Here is a 15,213-nt window from a genome sequence, read left to right as displayed (position 1 = left end):
CGGCGGGGATATACGTCTTTCATCCATCTTCTTACCAGTGCCAGTTCGAGGTCGCATGAACGCGGCAGGCATTGTAATCCGGAGTCAATGCGTATGGGTGAAGAACGCGGCTTCATTCGGTTGGTCGCAGTACCGTTGGCAGCATGAGCCGGTATTCTACGCTCATTTAAAAGGAAAGGCCCCAGCTTGGTTGCGACCGCCGAGACCACGGTATGGCGCACTGGCCTCCCTTTGGAGGAACCTGAACCATCCACGGTCTGGGAAGTGTCCCGTCGTGACATCGGCAAGTACGTTCATCCGACACAAAAGCCGCTAGAGTTGCTGGCAATACCGATTAAGAACAGCAGTCGTCCAGGCAACTCAGTGGCGGATTTCTTCGGCGGAAGCGGATCTACTTTGATGATTTGTGACCAACTGGATCGGCCGTACCATGGAGATCGATCCGAAGTTCTGCGACGTTATTAAACGGCGGTACCGGGAAGCAATCGGCATCAAGCCTGTGCTAGTTTGTCGTGTTGGTTCTGAACAATAAACCAGATGATAAAAAGCTGTTTGGATCAATAAGCAAGATTTCAAATTCAAATAACTAACATATTTACCTTAATACATCTGAGGTAATGGAGTTCCTGGAGGTCTCCACCAAGATTCAACGGTTCTCCAAGCAGTATCAAAATCGTAGCCTTTTCCCATTAAATATCCAATGGCAACTGCTTCTGTTAATGCATGTTGATACCCAAGGTACTGGGCTTCTCGTAATCCATGTCTAACAACCGGGCTTATGGTTACAAGAGTTTGATGTTGAAGATGTTGTTGGTTAGTCATATTCATTTTTTACTCCTCACTTTTAATAAATGATTTTTAATAATATATGAGGGTATAGGCAGAGGCGGAACATGTCTTTTAAATATTTCAACTGAGATTGTGCGACTGCTCGTTCAACTAATGGAACACAATAACTCAATAAATCAGATTAGCAATTACAAATTCAAATTTGGCTACCGAGGACTTAATGAATAGTAAGAGATATTCGAACTGACTCGGAAACCTTTATTGTTTAGATGTAAACGTCTTTACCAGGGCTATTTGGTTTTGCTTTCAGCATGAAAGGACTTAGCAACGGGTTTTTAAAACTCAAGCCGAATCACTTTGATGGATATGGCCTTCTTACATCTGTCCGATTTAAAAGATAATCTGTACTTGTCTGATGATAGTCAGCCAACTTAATCAGTAAAGCCGTTGGAATGTCCAACTCGCCTCGTTCATAGTTGCTATATATGCGTTGACTACAGCATGATAAGCTTCTTTTGGTGTTTGAGGCATGGTTTAACTTTAACTTTGACTCAATAAAAAAACACTAGCGGATTTCCCGCTAAATTCGCATCTGGCCTCATTCCTTAATGTACAATCTTCCTGAGGTGACTTTACCATGAAGGATAATATGTCAAACCTGATCGAGGATTTGTTTCACGGAAACCTCCGGTTGGACGAGTCGATTCATCCTGAGCAGGCCGAGTATCAGGAAATTAATCGTCAGATATCGGACCTGATGCAGGACTACAAAACACGGCTTGCGGGGAACGAGTACGATGCTTTAGAGCAACTGATAGACTTGATCGGACAATCTACATCTATGTACGTGGAAGCAGCGTTTGAGCAAGGTTTTCGCACAGGCGGTAAACTCATCATTGAGGTTTTATGCAAAACGTGAGTATCTATTAGGGTATGAACAGCAACTCAAAAATCCCTTTCACCAACACCAGCAATTCGGCTGGCATAGGGAAGGGGATTTCATGTTTAATCCGTTTCTTTTACTCCACATGTGCACTCAACACACATATCTTACTCTAACTCCAAACTACGCTACAACCTACCGCGCTCCAATATTCGTACCCGACGGCGTACCCGAGCCAATCAGATCACTGCCTGTGGCAAGCTTCAGGAAGTTGCCCAGGACAGGCGTTCCATCCGTGCTGCGCGTCACCGAAGGCACAAGGGAGACAAAGTCGGCTCCGCTGGCGAGCAAGCCTTTGGCGTTTTCGCTTTTTTTGTTTTTCCACCAGACGTTGGTGCTGCTGACGTCGGTTCCGCTGGTTTTGTCGCTGGCGCCGCCTTCGAAGGACAAGTTGTTGGTGAAGATATGTGTGCCTACATCAAAGGCAAAGTTGCTTTGACCATTTTGCCAGGATGTATTGTTTTTCATCTGAATGGAACCGGGATTGCTGTTATAGGTGAAGCCGTGCTTTTTATTTTGAAAAGCAATGCTGTTCTCCACAATGTGATTTACCGCGATTTTCTCGCCGCCCAGCTTGAAGCCGTTACCGTCACTATTGGAGGTGGATGTCCCATCCGAAGTTTGCCCGTTGTGATGGGCGATGCTGTTGCGGATCGTGACGACGCCAATGGCGCCTGTGTCCGTTTTACTGTACAGATCCCAGCCATCGTCCACATTATAGGCAGCGATACAACCGTCGAACAGGTTACCTGGGCCTACTGTCAATTTGGCAGCAAAGCCGTCTGCATCTTCTCCGTCATCCGGATCATAGTTATCATGGGAATACGAGCGAATAATTTCATTGTAGGCAGGCCATTCGCTGTTTGCCGCAGTAGAGGCATAACGGCCGAGCTGAATACCGGTATCCCGGTTATGGTGAGCTTCGATCTGTTCCAGGCGGTTATAGCTGCCCCCGATAAAGATACCGTTATCACCCGCACCCTTCACTTCAAGCCCTTTGACGAGCCAGTAGTCTCCGAACATTTGCAGCCCGCGATTGGTGGAGGCGAACGCTTGAGCCGAGAAATCAAAGACAGGCTTTTCCGACCCGTACGCCACCAGATTTTTGCGCTGTCCCGATGCACCACTGTTGCCTCGCTCAATCGTAACGGTTTCCGAGAAACTGTACGTGCCACCGCGCAAATATATCGTTTTGCCCGGTGCGATCTGGGTTAACGCGTTAGCCAGTGACGTAGGACTCGCAAGGGTTCCGGGGTTACTTGCTGAGCCACCAGGAGCGACGTATAGATCACCTGCAGCAGCGAGTGCAGTGCTGGACACAGCAACGGATTCAGAGGGATTTTGCAGCCCGCTCTCGATCAGCTCCGCAGCACCGGCCGTTCCACCACTGAGCAATAATAGAGGGATAGCGGCACTCAGACAGATGTGAGTCATTTTTGATTTCAGCGAACGTTGAGATGTTGCATGTGCATAAGTAGAAGCAGGGGTAAATAATTTCATTACGCAAACCTCCTTAGTAATTGGGAAATGAAGTCCTAGAGGACACAGGTTCATGGTAAATGTTGTAAACGGTATCATCAATAATCATTTGATCAGATGGACTCAACCTGCTGACAAGCCTTATATAACTGGTCGGAAATGGAAATTCATAGGAGTAGCGCATAATCCTGCGCTCAGTTCATGTTCCTCATTTAACAGGGGATCATCTGAAATGAACATAGGAAGAGCCCCTTTTCCCAGCAAACAGCATTATCCATACCTCCAATCAGCCGAAATCAACTTCACAATATTTAAAATGGAAGTGTCCGCGTGATCAGCTCACAGGCTGCTTTGGATGGAACGCCAAATACCCCCGATAGCAGGCTGCATCAAGCAGTCTTAGCTACCAGGGGTTATGAAACGTACCTATACGTTGCTACAAAGCATGTCCGCTGCCTTTAAAATAAACATCAGCTAAACCAGCCAGTCCTTAATACGGATCTGCTTCATGGCTGTCTTTGGCAGCCTGTTCAATAGTAGGCTCATGTTTGGGTTGAACTGTGGCGCTGTCATCGGTTGAAACGGAGGATAATCCTTCCGCTACCCGACGTCCATAATCGGCATCCGCTTGTGTAAAATAGAAGATCATCCGCTCACGAATATCCGGTTTGCATGTAGCTAAAGCATCTACCAGATTGCTAATCAACTCGTTTCGCTCCCAATCCTTAAATGAACGGTAGGTATCACCGGCTTGTCCGAAGTCATTGGTCCGCTCAATTTTTTCACGAACAAGATGACCTTCAATAAGAGGTTCATGTTCCTTGCCGCGCGGAGCTGCTTCCTTTAAGCCACCCAATGAGGAAGGCTCATAGTTGACGTGTGGATTTTGACCCGGCGCACGATCGACCTGATATTGCATCTGCCCGCCGCTCTGATTGGTGGCTACCCGCTTTTTGGGTGCATTGACTGGCAGTTGCAAATAGTTGGCTCCGACCCGGTGACGCTGGGTATCGGAGTAGGAGAAGGTGCGTCCTTGCAGCAGCTTGTCATCCGAGAAATCCAGTCCATCCACAAGCACACCTGTGCCAAAAGCCGCTTGTTCCACTTCATTAAAATAGTCCTCGGGATTACGGTTTAAGGTCATTTTTCCAACAGGCAAAAACGGAAACTGCTCTGGCGGCCACAGCTTGGTTGGGTCCAGCGGATCGAAGTCCAGTTCAGGATGCTCGCCGTCCTCCATAACCTGAACACACAACTCCCATTCGGGATAGTCTCCGCGTTCGATTGCTTGATACAGGTCCAGGGTGGCATGGTTGAAGTTCTGTCCCTGAATATCGCTGGCGTCCTTCTGAAGAAGGTTCCGTATCCCCTGATTGAGCGGTTCCCAGTGATATTTAATGAGCACGCCTGTGCCTTCCTGATTCACCCATTTATATGTATTGACGCCTGATCCCTGCATTTGCCGATAGTTGGCCGGAATTCCCCAAGGGGAGAAGAGAAACGTAATCATATGGGTCGCTTCAGGGCTGAGGGAGACAAAATCGAAAAATCGTTCCATATCCTGTGCATTGGTCAGAGGGTCCGGCTTGAACGCATGCACCATGTCCGGGAACTTGAGCGGGTCACGAATGAAAAAGATTTTCAGATTGTTGCCCACCAGATCCCAGTTGCCGTCCTCGGTATAGAATTTCACAGCAAATCCGCGCGGGTCCCGCAGCGTCTCCGGGGAATGTCCGCCGTGAATAACCGTGGAGAACCGAACGAAGACGGGCGTTTCTTTACCTTTTTCCTGAAACAGACGTGCGCGTGTATACTTCGATACTGGTTCATCCCCGGCCGTCCCATAAGCCTGAAATACGCCGTGAGCGCCAGCGCCGCGGGCATGCACTACCCGTTCCGGAATACGTTCGCGGTCAAAATGGGTGATCTTTTCGAGAAAGTGATAGTTCTCCAGCGTAGTCGGTCCCCGGCTGCCGACGGTTCGAACATTCTGATTGTCCGTAATGGGGTGACCCTGACGATCCGTTAATGTCTCAGACGCTGATTCGGGGGAATGCTTTGATTGAGAGTCATCGTGTTTCAAGATGGAACACCGCCTTTCCTTATGATGGATTCAAATATATATTTTCCCTGCGAGCCCGTTCTATACATCAATTCCATTAAAAAAAGCTTGTCACCCACCCCATCGCGTGGGATAATTAACTTTTGCCCAGTGGCCTTTTTTGAACGGAAAAATAAAATTGGACCGCTTGTATAAGAATGGAGGCTGACCTAGGATTGTCTACACAACGTTATCCTTTTGCATATGATCCGGCTGAACCTTTTGTATCCCGTCTGGGAGAGTGGGTAGCCGATGTTTTTTACGATATTTTGCCAGAGTTCGGTTTCGAGGTACGGGATGAACAGATTTTTATGGCGTACCAGCTCGAACGGGCCTATGGAGATAAAAAGACCATTATGGCGGAGGCCGGTGTCGGAACAGGCAAGACGTTAGTCTATCTGCTCTACGCGGTCTGTTATGCACGTTATACGGGCAAACCGGCGGTGATCGCCTGTGCCGATGAGTCCTTGATTGAACAGCTTGTGAAGCCCGGCGGAGATATTGCAAAGCTGGCTGCACATCTGGACTTGGAAGTGGACGCACGTCTGGGTAAGTCACCGGATCAATACGTCTGTCTGAACAAATTAAGTGCGATGCGATTTGCGGATGAGGATGCGCCTGTTATTGAAGAAGTGCATGAGAGTCTGCCGGATTTTGTGAATACGCCGGGTACACTTCAGGCCTTCCATCCGTATGGTGATCGCAAACAGTATCCACATCTGAATGATCGTCAGTGGAACAAAATCAACTGGGACCCGTTCCAGGATTGTTTTGTTTGTCCCAAAAGACAACGCTGCGGTCTGACGCTGTCGCGTGACCATTACCGTCGTTCCAAGGACATCATTATTTGTTCCCATGATTACTACATGGAGCATGTGTGGACCTATGAAGCGCGCAAACGCGAGGGTCAATTACCATTGCTGCCTGATCACAGCTCCGTTGTATTTGATGAAGGACATTTGCTGGAAGAAGCGGCCCTGAACGCACTGAGCTACAAATTGAAACACCGCATCTTCGAGGAACTCGTGACTCGTCTGCTTGAAGGGGAGATCCGTGAATCCCTTGCGGAGCGTGTGGATGAAGCGATTGAGAGCAGTGAACGATTGTTTGCGCTGCTGGATACGTATACGGTGGCAATTCCCGGATCGGAACGAAAAGAAGTCCGGGTAGAACCGCCGCTCCTGCGTGAGATTGAACGGCTGACCAGCGTATTGGATGCGATCGGCGAAGAATTGGTATTTGAGAGCGGCTTGTTCTCGCTGGATGGCTATCAGATGCGTGTCGTGGAAGAGCATCTGGACATGATTCAGTCCGCACTTGCGTTGTTCCGTAAGGAAGATGGGTACATCTGCTGGGCCGAAGAGAGCGAGGACGAAACGACCTTATCGATCATGCCGCGTACCGTGAAGGAAATTCTGAACGAGCGCGTGTTTAATACGGGTATTCCGATTGTCTTCTCTTCTGCAACGTTATCTGTGGATAGTTCATTCCGTTATGTGGCAGACAGCCTGGGGATTGATGATTTTGTATCGTTCTCCGTCGCTTCCCCATATGACTACGCGGACAAAATGCAGATGAAGATTACAGATGAAACCGTACCTGGTCACCCGGAAAACGAAAATCGGTTGCGTGACGCCGTATCGCTGCTTCAGGAGAGTGGGGGCCGTGCGCTGATCCTGTTCCGTACGATGGAGGAATTGCGTGCGTTTAAGCAAGACATTGCTCAGGTCCCTGAGGCACAAGGATTACGCTTTATGTATGAGGGTGACCGGGAGATCAGTGACCTGATAGCGGCTTTCCAGCAGGATGAGGAGAGTGTGCTATGCTCCGTCAATCTGTGGGAAGGGCTGGACGTTCCAGGACCGTCATTATCCAATGTCATGATCTGGTCGCTTCCATATCCACCGCAAGATCCTGTCTTTAATGCCAAACGCAGTGCATCGGCAGCGCCTTACGAGGAGGTCGATCTTCCGTACATGCTGCTGCGTGTGAAGCAAGGTCTGGGGCGTTTGATTCGGACGAGCAGTGATTCAGGGACAGCTGCGATTCTCGACGAATCGTTGTACAGCAAAAAGGAAGCCAAAGACCGCATTGCGGCCCTGCTTCCCGAAGGTGTAGAATGGACAACCCTGACACACTAGTTCACATTCATATTTAGATTCTTTAACTGGCTCCTTTCCAGAGTAAGTACTTGTACGCTGCGGATTCAACGTCCGGCTGTGATCAAGCGCTCATTTTGGAGGGGAGCCTTTGACTTGTGTAAGAATTCTTCTTTGTTAAAAAATACCCATGCTCAAATACCGTTCCCCGGTATCAGGCGCAATGCAGAGCACACGGTGACCCGGCCCCAGTTCCCGCGCGATGCGCAGGGAGGCCCACACCGAAGCGCCAGAGGAAGGGCCGAGCAGCAGCCCTTCCCGGGCAGCAAGCTGCCGCATCGTATCCAGTGCATCCTCATCGGACACCTGGATAATGGCATCCCACACGTCGGTATTCAGAATGTCCGGAATGAACCCCGGACTTGTACCGACGAGCTTGTGAGGTCCGGGCTCGCCACCGGACAGCACCGGAGAACCTTTCGGCTCCACCGCATAGATGCGAATGTCCGGCAGCTGCTTGCGCAGTTCTTCGCCGGTTCCGGTAATGGTGCCGCCAGTTCCCGCCGTGGCGATGAAGGCATCCAGCTTGCCTTCCATCTGCTGCATAATTTCGGGAGCCGTGGTAATCCGGTGAATATCCGGGTTCGCCTGATTCTCGAATTGCTGGGGAATGAAGCTTCCCGGAATGTCGGCCTGAAGCTCTTTGGCCTTGCGAATCGCACCGGGCATCCGCTCTGCCGCAGGGGTGAGCACCACATCTGCGCCGTAGGCTTTCAGAATATTGATGCGTTCCTTGGACATGTTGTCCGGCATGATTAGAATGGCTTTATATCCTTTGGCAGCCGCGTTCATCGCAAGACCGATCCCGGTATTGCCGCTGGTCGGCTCGATAATGGTTGCGCCGGGAAGAAGAAGCCCAGCCCGTTCAGCCTGAACGATCAGGTTATAGGCGGCACGGTCTTTAACGCTGCCGCTGGGATTGAAATATTCCAGCTTGACGTATACGTCAGCGGAATCGCTGCCTGTAAGTCTGTTCAGTCTGACGGCAGGTGTCTCGCCGATCAGTTCGGTAACATCTGCGGCAATGCCTGTATGTGCAGGTGTTTGATTTTTAATTAAATGCGAATTCAAGTCCATGAAGTACAACTCCTTGATTGATAAGACGTTGAGAGCTAATCCGGTTGAAATCAAGTCTACTGAACAAGTCTGTCCCGCCGCTATTGGCTGGCAGGCTTGTTTTTGTAATAGGAATTGAATTCAGACCCTGCCTTATTGGAATGGTTGGATATATCTCTTTTCTATCTTAATGAACAGAGTCTCCCCGGGTCAACTTGTTTCATGTAAGGAGAAGAGATCCGAATTTGAGCGGGCATATGACGAGAAGGTCCAGCGGATCATTCAGCCAGAATCATGTCTGGGTACAGTATGGGCCGAGTTGCATCAAGTCTGCGTCAAGTCCATATCGAGATGTCGACTAAGCTCTTTTTTGACTTCATTCCGCGCAAACGTCCACAGCATATAGAACCGCTGCAAATATCCTCTGCACAGATACTGGGTTTCGATCCCATCGACTTGCCGTTTTTCCTCCAGAACCTTGACGCCACGGGTTCTCATCTGTTTGCGAAGCGTCAGCATTTCCTTGAGTACTTGATTCTGAATACGGGTCAGGGACAGGATGTAGACTTCCGGCATTTTGAGCTGCAACGTATCCAGAGTACGAATATCCCGTTCAAGTACATCCAGCAGCAGAGTGCGTACAACCATGCTTTTAATCAAACGGTGGTCTTCATCCGCAGGGGATGGGGCGGAAGAGGAGGATGACATACTTTCACTTCCTTAACCATGATTATAAAATCGATTCAATTAAGAACAAATGTTCCTGTTCTGTATTATAGTCAGCATAAGCTTGGCTCATACAGGTTTCAACCTGAAATTTTTTACAATCCCTTTATTAAGCATAGGACTGATGCGTTGAATCCCTTATCTAATTATGGGTCCAAGGCCATATTCGGACACTGTTATGCAATAGAGAAAATCCAATTTTAGCTTAATGTTCAGAATTGGTTCAGAATCAATCGTTATACTGTCTGTACATTACGTAATTACATATGAAGGGGGAGTAAAAGTTAGAGATACATACTGGATGAGTATAAGCAGCCAATGCATCTATCAGCAAAGTAACCGGCTTTTTAGTAGATTTCGTAGGATATGCATGTAGATAGAGTAAGGGTTATAGAGTAACAATCGGATGTTATAAAGCAAAGGGAGAGGATGAAGATGATGAGTAGAAAGGTGCTAGAGGTTAAAAAGACAGTTGCGATGCTGTTGGTGTGTCTGTTAATTTTCGGTGGTGTTCCCGGATTCCAAACGTTGGGCATGGATCGCGCCTATGCTGCGAGTGGAGTTTGGACAGATGTAGGTGGCGCTGGATTCACGGCAGGGCAGGTAGAAAATATTTCGTTAGTTTTTGATCGGGAGGGTACACCTTACACCGTTTTTAGGGATTTAGAGAACGACAATAAAGCAACGGTTCTAAAATACGTTTCTGGGGCGTGGCAATCTGTTGGATCGGTTGGATTTTCTGCTGGTGAAGTGTGGAGTTCCTCGCTCGCATTTGATTCTCAGAATACTCCACATGTAGCTTATCAGGATATGGACAATGAAAGTAAAGCTACTGTTATGAAGTTCAACGAAAATCAATGGGAAGTTGTGGGCAGTGCTGGTTTTACGGCTGGAGCAGCAGTGTACGTTACACTTGCATTCAGTCCTGATGACACCCTCTATATTGGTTACCGAGATCATGCTGCAAATACTAAAGTGACGGTTAAAAAATTGAATGGAAATCAGTGGGAGACGGTTGGCTCTGCCGGTTTTACGACCGGAGTTGCACTGGAGATGTCCAAACTGATTGTAGATGCGAACGGAATTCCTTACTTTGCTTTTAAAGATTCAACGAATAATAAATTGACTGTAATGCAATTTGCAGGTGGTTCATGGAAAAATGTAGGGACCGCGGCATTTACAGCAGGCGCAGCATCATATCCTTCCTTAGTGTTTGGGCCGAATGGTGTACTTTATGTTGCATTTCAGGACGGTTCCAACAGCTATAAAGCAACTGTAATGAAACTGAATGGCAGCCAGTGGGAAGTGGTTGGGAACGCAGGATTCTCATCCGGAAGTGTATATAACTTGTCTTTGGAATTTGATCCTCTAGGGGTGCCTTATACTTCTTTTAGAAATTCAGTTAATCATAGCATGGAGCCTCAGGGTGTAATGATGAAACTTGATGGGAATCAGTGGACCATGGTCGGAGGGAAGCCGTTCTCTGCAGGTCAAATAAGTGAAACTTCGCTTGCTTTTGGTCCGAACGGGATGCCTTATGTTGCTTATGTAGACAACTCAAAAAGTAATAAAATGACGGTCATGACGCTTTCTACTTTACATTCAGTGGGTTACAATGCCAATGGTGCGACCACAGGAAGTGTTCCAGTAGACAATCTGAAATATGAAAAAGATACAACAGTGACAGTGTTGGATAACGCAGGAGCACTGGAGAAGGAAGATTATCAGTTTACAGGTTGGAACACAGCCGCAGACGGGAGTGGCACCAGCTACATCGTAGGAGATACTTTCTCGATGAATGATAGTGATGTTACGCTGTATGCACAGTGGCAACCCCTTTATGTAAATATTAGTTTTGAATCGAACGGCGGAACCGAGATTGAAAATCAAAAGGTGAACTACAATAGCTTGGCAGTAAATCCTGATGCTCCGGAAAAAGCGGGATACACGTTCTCCGGCTGGTATAGCGATATCCAGTTGCTTCAAGCTTTTGATTTTAATACAAATCTGACGCAAAATATTACGCTTTATGCGAAGTGGAAGTCATCTACAGCAACACTCTCAAGTCTGACGGTAAGTGCAGGGCAGATGACACCGGACTTCTCTGCGGAGGAGCTTGATTACCTCGTGGATGTCGAATCTGATGTGACGAGTGTGAGCTTCTCCTTGAGCAAAGGAAATGAAGGACAAGGCGTAATCGTAACAGGCGCAACAGGTGAGACGGTGACAGATGGTATATACACATATACCGTTACAGATCTGGTATACGGTCCAAATCCTGTAATTATCGATGTTCAAGCAGAGGATGGCAGTAGTAACAACTACACACTTAACTTTAATCGTATTGACATCACTAACGCCAAACTAAATGCAATGAATCTAACTAATGTCACATTGTCTCCGGTGTTTAACACGGATGTAGAGTTGTATGAAGCGACGGTCAGCAGTTCGGTCAGCACGACTGAGATTAGCGTTGAACCAGATCAAACAGGTGTTACTGTGAAAATTAATGGTGTTAGCGGCAATAGTACACTGGTGCAATTGGTCAGTGGTATCAATACAATTACGATTGAAGTGACTGCGTTGGATGGAGTAAGTAAGAAAACGTATACGTTGAACATTAAGCGCAATAGTGATAATTCGGGAGGATCGGGTGGAAATGGAAACTCTGGTGGTTCCAGTTCTGGGGGAAGCAGTGCAGCGACACCAGCGACTAACCCTGTCGTAACTCCGCCAACCACAGGTGCTCAGGTGCTCGTGAACGGTAAAGCCGAGAACGCAGGCATCCTAACCACTAGCGAAGTGAACGGACAAAAAGTTGTAATTCTTTCAGTGGACGCACGTCTCATTGCACAAAAACTCCAAACTGAGGGGAACAACGCTATCGTCACGATTCCCGTGACAGGCAGTGGCCCAGAAGATCGGATTGTTGGTGAACTGACAGGTCAGACCGTCAAACTCATGGCTGACAAACAAGCAGTGCTGGTGCTTCAAACAGATATTGCCTCCTACACGTTACCTGCACAGCAGGTGAATATTGAGCAACTAGCTCAGCAACTTGGTGTGAATTCTGACAATTCTTTGGAGAACATCAAATTGCGCATCGAAATTTCACAGCCATCAGAAGCTACCATACAGACAGCACAGTCAGCAGCTGAGCAAAATGGATATGCTCTTCTGGGGTCACCGGTTGATTTCAAAGTAACAGCCGCCTTTGATAACAAATCCGTGAGCGTGGATAAGTTCAATAGCTATGTATCACGTACGATTGCATTACCAGGTAACGTTGATCCAAATCAGATCACCACAGGTGTTGTAATAGATGAAGATGGTACTGTACGTCATATACCAACGAAAATTACACAGGTCAATGGGATATACCATGCACAGATTAACAGCTTGACCAACAGTGTATATGCCGTCATCTGGCATCCGCATACATTCACCGATGTTGCCAGGCACTGGGCCGAGATCGACGTGAATGATATGGGTTCACGTATGGTGATCCAAGGCATCACGGACACAACCTTTGAACCGAATCGTGGGGTTACACGTGCAGAATTCGCAGCTATCCTGGTACGTGGTTTGGGGTTGAAGTCTGGAGAACAGGTTAACTCCTTTAAAGACGTGAACGGAAGCGAATGGTACGCGGATGCTGTGAACACGGCGTCCAGCTACGGTTTAATTGATGGATATGAAGATGGAACATTCCGTCCAGAAACACAGATTACACGTCAGGAAGCTATGGCTCTCATTAAACGTGCTACGAAACTGACTGGAATGAATACGAATGTGCCTGCCGATGACGTTAAGGAATGGTCTGATTACGCAGACGCCGAGCAGGTAGCAAGTTGGGCGAAGGAAGCAGTATCAACCAGCATCTACACTGGACTTGTGTCTGGACGTGGAAAAGATACGATTGCCCCGAAACAATCGATTACCCGCGCTGAAACAGCAGTAATTATACGTAGGTTGCTTCAACAATCCGGTCTGATCTAGAGTTTTTCTGAATTATTGAATTGTTAGTGAAGCAGGCAGCGCGAGATATGCGTTGCCTGTTTGTTTTGCCTATAGTATTGGACTGTATAAAGACTAAATAAAGGATGAAAAACGTCTCTTCTACGCACTTGTTGATAAAACTATAATTCAGTATTTACAGAACATATGTTCTTGTATTATAATTGAAAATACGAACGGAGAGAGAAGTGTTATTAACAGCCTACATTCTCTGCTTATTCCTTTAAACTTTGAAGAGCATCATTCAGGACAAGCCTTCTCCAAAATAAGGTATAATTTTTGGGTTTTGCAGGAAACCTAAGGGCATAAAGAAAACAACTTGATGTAACAGAGGAATGGGATGAAGAGCTCTTAGTCCGTTGGTACTAGCGAAGGTTATGAAGGGATTGCCGAAGCATTGCGACAAAAGAGCCCCTGCCTTGGGCGGCGGGGCCAGATGATCTGCCGATCCAGACGGCAGAGTTGTATATGAGCATAAAGCGGTTAAGCCAGATACTGAGGCTTCTCGTAAAGAGCCTCTTTTTCCAGAATCACTTTGTAAGGTCTTTCCTTACCCTTCAGGGAAGGGCCAATCGTAGTCAGCGGTACGGCCGGTTTGTGGAAACGATCTTCTTCCTTGGGTTCCGGAACCGGTCGTGATGCTTCGGGCGCAGAACTGAGGCGTACCTTTTTCTCGCTGCCCCAGCGCTTGCTTATTTTTTTCGTTTCCGGTTTCATTCCGGTTCGCCTCCTAACAAATCGTTGATGGCGTTGAACAGATGACGATTCTCCAAGTCAATCTGCTGAAATATCGCCTCATCCGCTTCAATATGTCCAATAATGTGGACTGTAATTACATATCTCTTGGCTACAGGATAGCATAGCAGATACTCTTTCTCAAGGTAATCGTCGTAGAGATTGATCTTGATTTTGTTCTCCAGGTAAGAATCAATGACCAGAATACGCTTCGGGTCATCGGGCTGCTTGTCGTCATTGGCGGACAAGTTATATTTTCTCCCCGGTTCCCCAACATTACCACATAATTGCTCAATATGACCACTATCATCTGTACGGTATATGGCCGTTCCGCGTACAGCGAATGGAGGATGAGAGACGAAGGCACTGCGAAGTGCATCGCTCATTCGCTCCAACATTACCGAGTCTGCTTTGCGGGTACGCAGCAATTCTCTGAAGAATCGAAGCAGCTTGAGCAGTTGTAACCGTGCCTCCCCCTCAGACCTTTTGTGCTTCTCGATGATTTTTTCCACTTCGGGATCACTCCAGCGTCCCTGTTCTTCGATACTGTCGGCGATTTTGGAGCAGGCCACCGAAACGGCTGGCGCCCATTTCCCGTCTGAACGAATTTCATAAACGAGTGGATTTAACCCCAACAGGTCTGTAGGCATGCGTAAACCTTCAATTTTGGAGGTGTCTTTGATGTCCGTAATATCCTCAGGAAGAATGAAAAAAATGCGCTTTCGTCCCAGACGACCCATAAACAAACCCATTTCCAGCATTGTATTATCACGGACAGAGGCATAGTACTTCCCGCGAATTTTCGATATATCATCCGGATGAAAAATAAAAATGGCAAAGTCAGTCGTCCGCACTTCTGTTTCCAGATCGTCCATAGTATAACTGCTTGGATTAAAAACTCCGGAGTACCAAGGGGTAACTTCGGCCGAGAAACGCAAGTTTTCGTGTACTGCGGCTGCAATCGGCTTCGCTTCCAGCGAGCAGCCAATAAAGACTCTTGGCTTTAACGTTTTCATCAATCCGCCTCGCTTAAACGGTAGTGGGAATCAATTGTTATATTATACCATAAAAAGCAGAGTAAGTCTGGAAACGTTTAACTGGACCAAAGATAAGCCGATTACATCTGCTATAGTGTATGTGCAAGAGGAAAATGATTCCTTTAAAATCCGCGGAAAAATAAAAAATGGACCCAAATTGTCACAGTTGGG

11 protein-coding genes are annotated in these 15,213 nt (G+C 47.4%); 4 read left to right on the top strand and 7 right to left on the bottom strand.

What is annotated here, in order from left to right:
• Positions 1-186 precede the first annotated feature (186 nt).
• Complete coding sequence (locus Q0V21_RS32805; RefSeq protein ID WP_367620503.1) at positions 187-465, top strand: DNA methyltransferase; 279 nt, start codon at positions 187-189, stop codon at positions 463-465.
• Positions 466-600: 135 nt separating this feature from the next.
• Here the strand turns inward: Q0V21_RS32805 and Q0V21_RS04265 are convergent, their stop codons facing one another.
• Positions 601-822 carry a hypothetical protein gene (locus tag Q0V21_RS04265; protein ID WP_301877720.1) on the bottom strand — a complete coding sequence of 74 codons (222 nt, stop codon included), beginning with the start codon at positions 820-822 and terminating at the stop codon, positions 601-603.
• 604 nt (positions 823-1,426) lie between these two features.
• Here Q0V21_RS04265 and Q0V21_RS04255 point away from each other — a divergent pair.
• The gene (locus Q0V21_RS04255) at positions 1,427-1,708 is read left to right on the top strand and encodes a DUF6809 family protein (protein WP_301877718.1); all 282 of its coding nucleotides are present in this window, start codon (positions 1,427-1,429) and stop codon (positions 1,706-1,708) included.
• A gap of 159 nt (positions 1,709-1,867) precedes the next feature.
• On the opposite strand, the gene Q0V21_RS04250 is transcribed toward Q0V21_RS04255, so the two are convergent.
• On the bottom strand, positions 1,868-3,232 hold the full coding sequence (locus Q0V21_RS04250) for a right-handed parallel beta-helix repeat-containing protein (RefSeq protein WP_301877717.1): 1,365 nt from the start codon (positions 3,230-3,232) through the stop codon (positions 1,868-1,870).
• 469 nt (positions 3,233-3,701) lie between these two features.
• Positions 3,702-5,297 (bottom strand): catalase, encoded by a 1,596-nt coding sequence (locus Q0V21_RS04245; RefSeq protein ID WP_301878399.1) that lies wholly within the window; start codon positions 5,295-5,297, stop codon positions 3,702-3,704.
• Positions 5,298-5,488: 191 nt separating this feature from the next.
• Here Q0V21_RS04245 and Q0V21_RS04240 point away from each other — a divergent pair, with 191 nt between their 5' ends.
• Positions 5,489-7,453, top strand: a complete 1,965-nt coding sequence (locus tag Q0V21_RS04240; RefSeq protein ID WP_301877716.1) for an ATP-dependent DNA helicase — start codon at positions 5,489-5,491, stop codon at positions 7,451-7,453.
• A gap of 135 nt (positions 7,454-7,588) precedes the next feature.
• Here Q0V21_RS04240 and cysK read toward each other — a convergent pair whose 3' ends face one another.
• Complete coding sequence (gene cysK / locus Q0V21_RS04235; RefSeq protein WP_218671917.1) at positions 7,589-8,548, bottom strand: cysteine synthase A; 960 nt, start codon at positions 8,546-8,548, stop codon at positions 7,589-7,591.
• A gap of 303 nt (positions 8,549-8,851) precedes the next feature.
• Complete coding sequence (locus Q0V21_RS04230) at positions 8,852-9,235, bottom strand: YhjD family protein (RefSeq protein WP_301877715.1); 384 nt, start codon at positions 9,233-9,235, stop codon at positions 8,852-8,854.
• A gap of 453 nt (positions 9,236-9,688) precedes the next feature.
• On the opposite strand from Q0V21_RS04230, the gene Q0V21_RS04225 reads away from it, so the two are divergent.
• The gene (locus Q0V21_RS04225; RefSeq protein WP_301877713.1) at positions 9,689-13,252 is read left to right on the top strand and encodes an S-layer homology domain-containing protein; all 3,564 of its coding nucleotides are present in this window, start codon (positions 9,689-9,691) and stop codon (positions 13,250-13,252) included.
• A 501-nt stretch (positions 13,253-13,753) separates the two neighbouring features.
• Here the strand turns inward: Q0V21_RS04225 and Q0V21_RS04220 are convergent.
• Together Q0V21_RS04220 and Q0V21_RS04215 are read right to left on the bottom strand one after the other, a co-directional pair.
• Positions 13,754-13,987 (bottom strand): hypothetical protein, encoded by a 234-nt coding sequence (locus Q0V21_RS04220; protein WP_053784364.1) that lies wholly within the window; start codon positions 13,985-13,987, stop codon positions 13,754-13,756.
• The gene (locus Q0V21_RS04215) at positions 13,984-15,021 is read right to left on the bottom strand and encodes a nucleotide-binding protein (protein WP_079349509.1); all 1,038 of its coding nucleotides are present in this window, start codon (positions 15,019-15,021) and stop codon (positions 13,984-13,986) included. Before Q0V21_RS04215 ends, Q0V21_RS04220 begins: the two co-directional genes overlap by 4 nt.
• Positions 15,022-15,213: the final 192 nt, after the last annotated feature.

The organism is Paenibacillus sp. 11B, from assembly GCF_030487755.1.
Classification (GTDB): domain Bacteria; phylum Bacillota; class Bacilli; order Paenibacillales; family Paenibacillaceae; genus Paenibacillus; species Paenibacillus vandeheii.
This window is presented reverse-complemented; position numbering and strand designations above follow the sequence as displayed.

What these genes read in the sequence shown, in the direction of transcription:
- Q0V21_RS04225 (WP_301877713.1), top strand. Translation starts at nt 9,689, where the DNA reads ATGATGAGTAGAAAGGTGCTAGAGGTTAAAAAGACAGTTGCGATGCTG.
- Q0V21_RS04230 (WP_301877715.1), bottom strand. Translation starts at nt 9,235, where the DNA reads ATGTCATCCTCCTCTTCCGCCCCATCCCCTGCGGATGAAGACCACCGT.
- Q0V21_RS04255 (WP_301877718.1), top strand. Translation starts at nt 1,427, where the DNA reads ATGAAGGATAATATGTCAAACCTGATCGAGGATTTGTTTCACGGAAAC.
- Q0V21_RS04250 (WP_301877717.1), bottom strand. Translation starts at nt 3,232, where the DNA reads ATGAAATTATTTACCCCTGCTTCTACTTATGCACATGCAACATCTCAA.
- Q0V21_RS04220 (WP_053784364.1), bottom strand. Translation starts at nt 13,987, where the DNA reads ATGAAACCGGAAACGAAAAAAATAAGCAAGCGCTGGGGCAGCGAGAAA.
- Q0V21_RS04215 (WP_079349509.1), bottom strand. Translation starts at nt 15,021, where the DNA reads ATGAAAACGTTAAAGCCAAGAGTCTTTATTGGCTGCTCGCTGGAAGCG.
- Q0V21_RS04265 (WP_301877720.1), bottom strand. Translation starts at nt 822, where the DNA reads ATGACTAACCAACAACATCTTCAACATCAAACTCTTGTAACCATAAGC.
- cysK (WP_218671917.1), bottom strand. Translation starts at nt 8,548, where the DNA reads ATGGACTTGAATTCGCATTTAATTAAAAATCAAACACCTGCACATACA.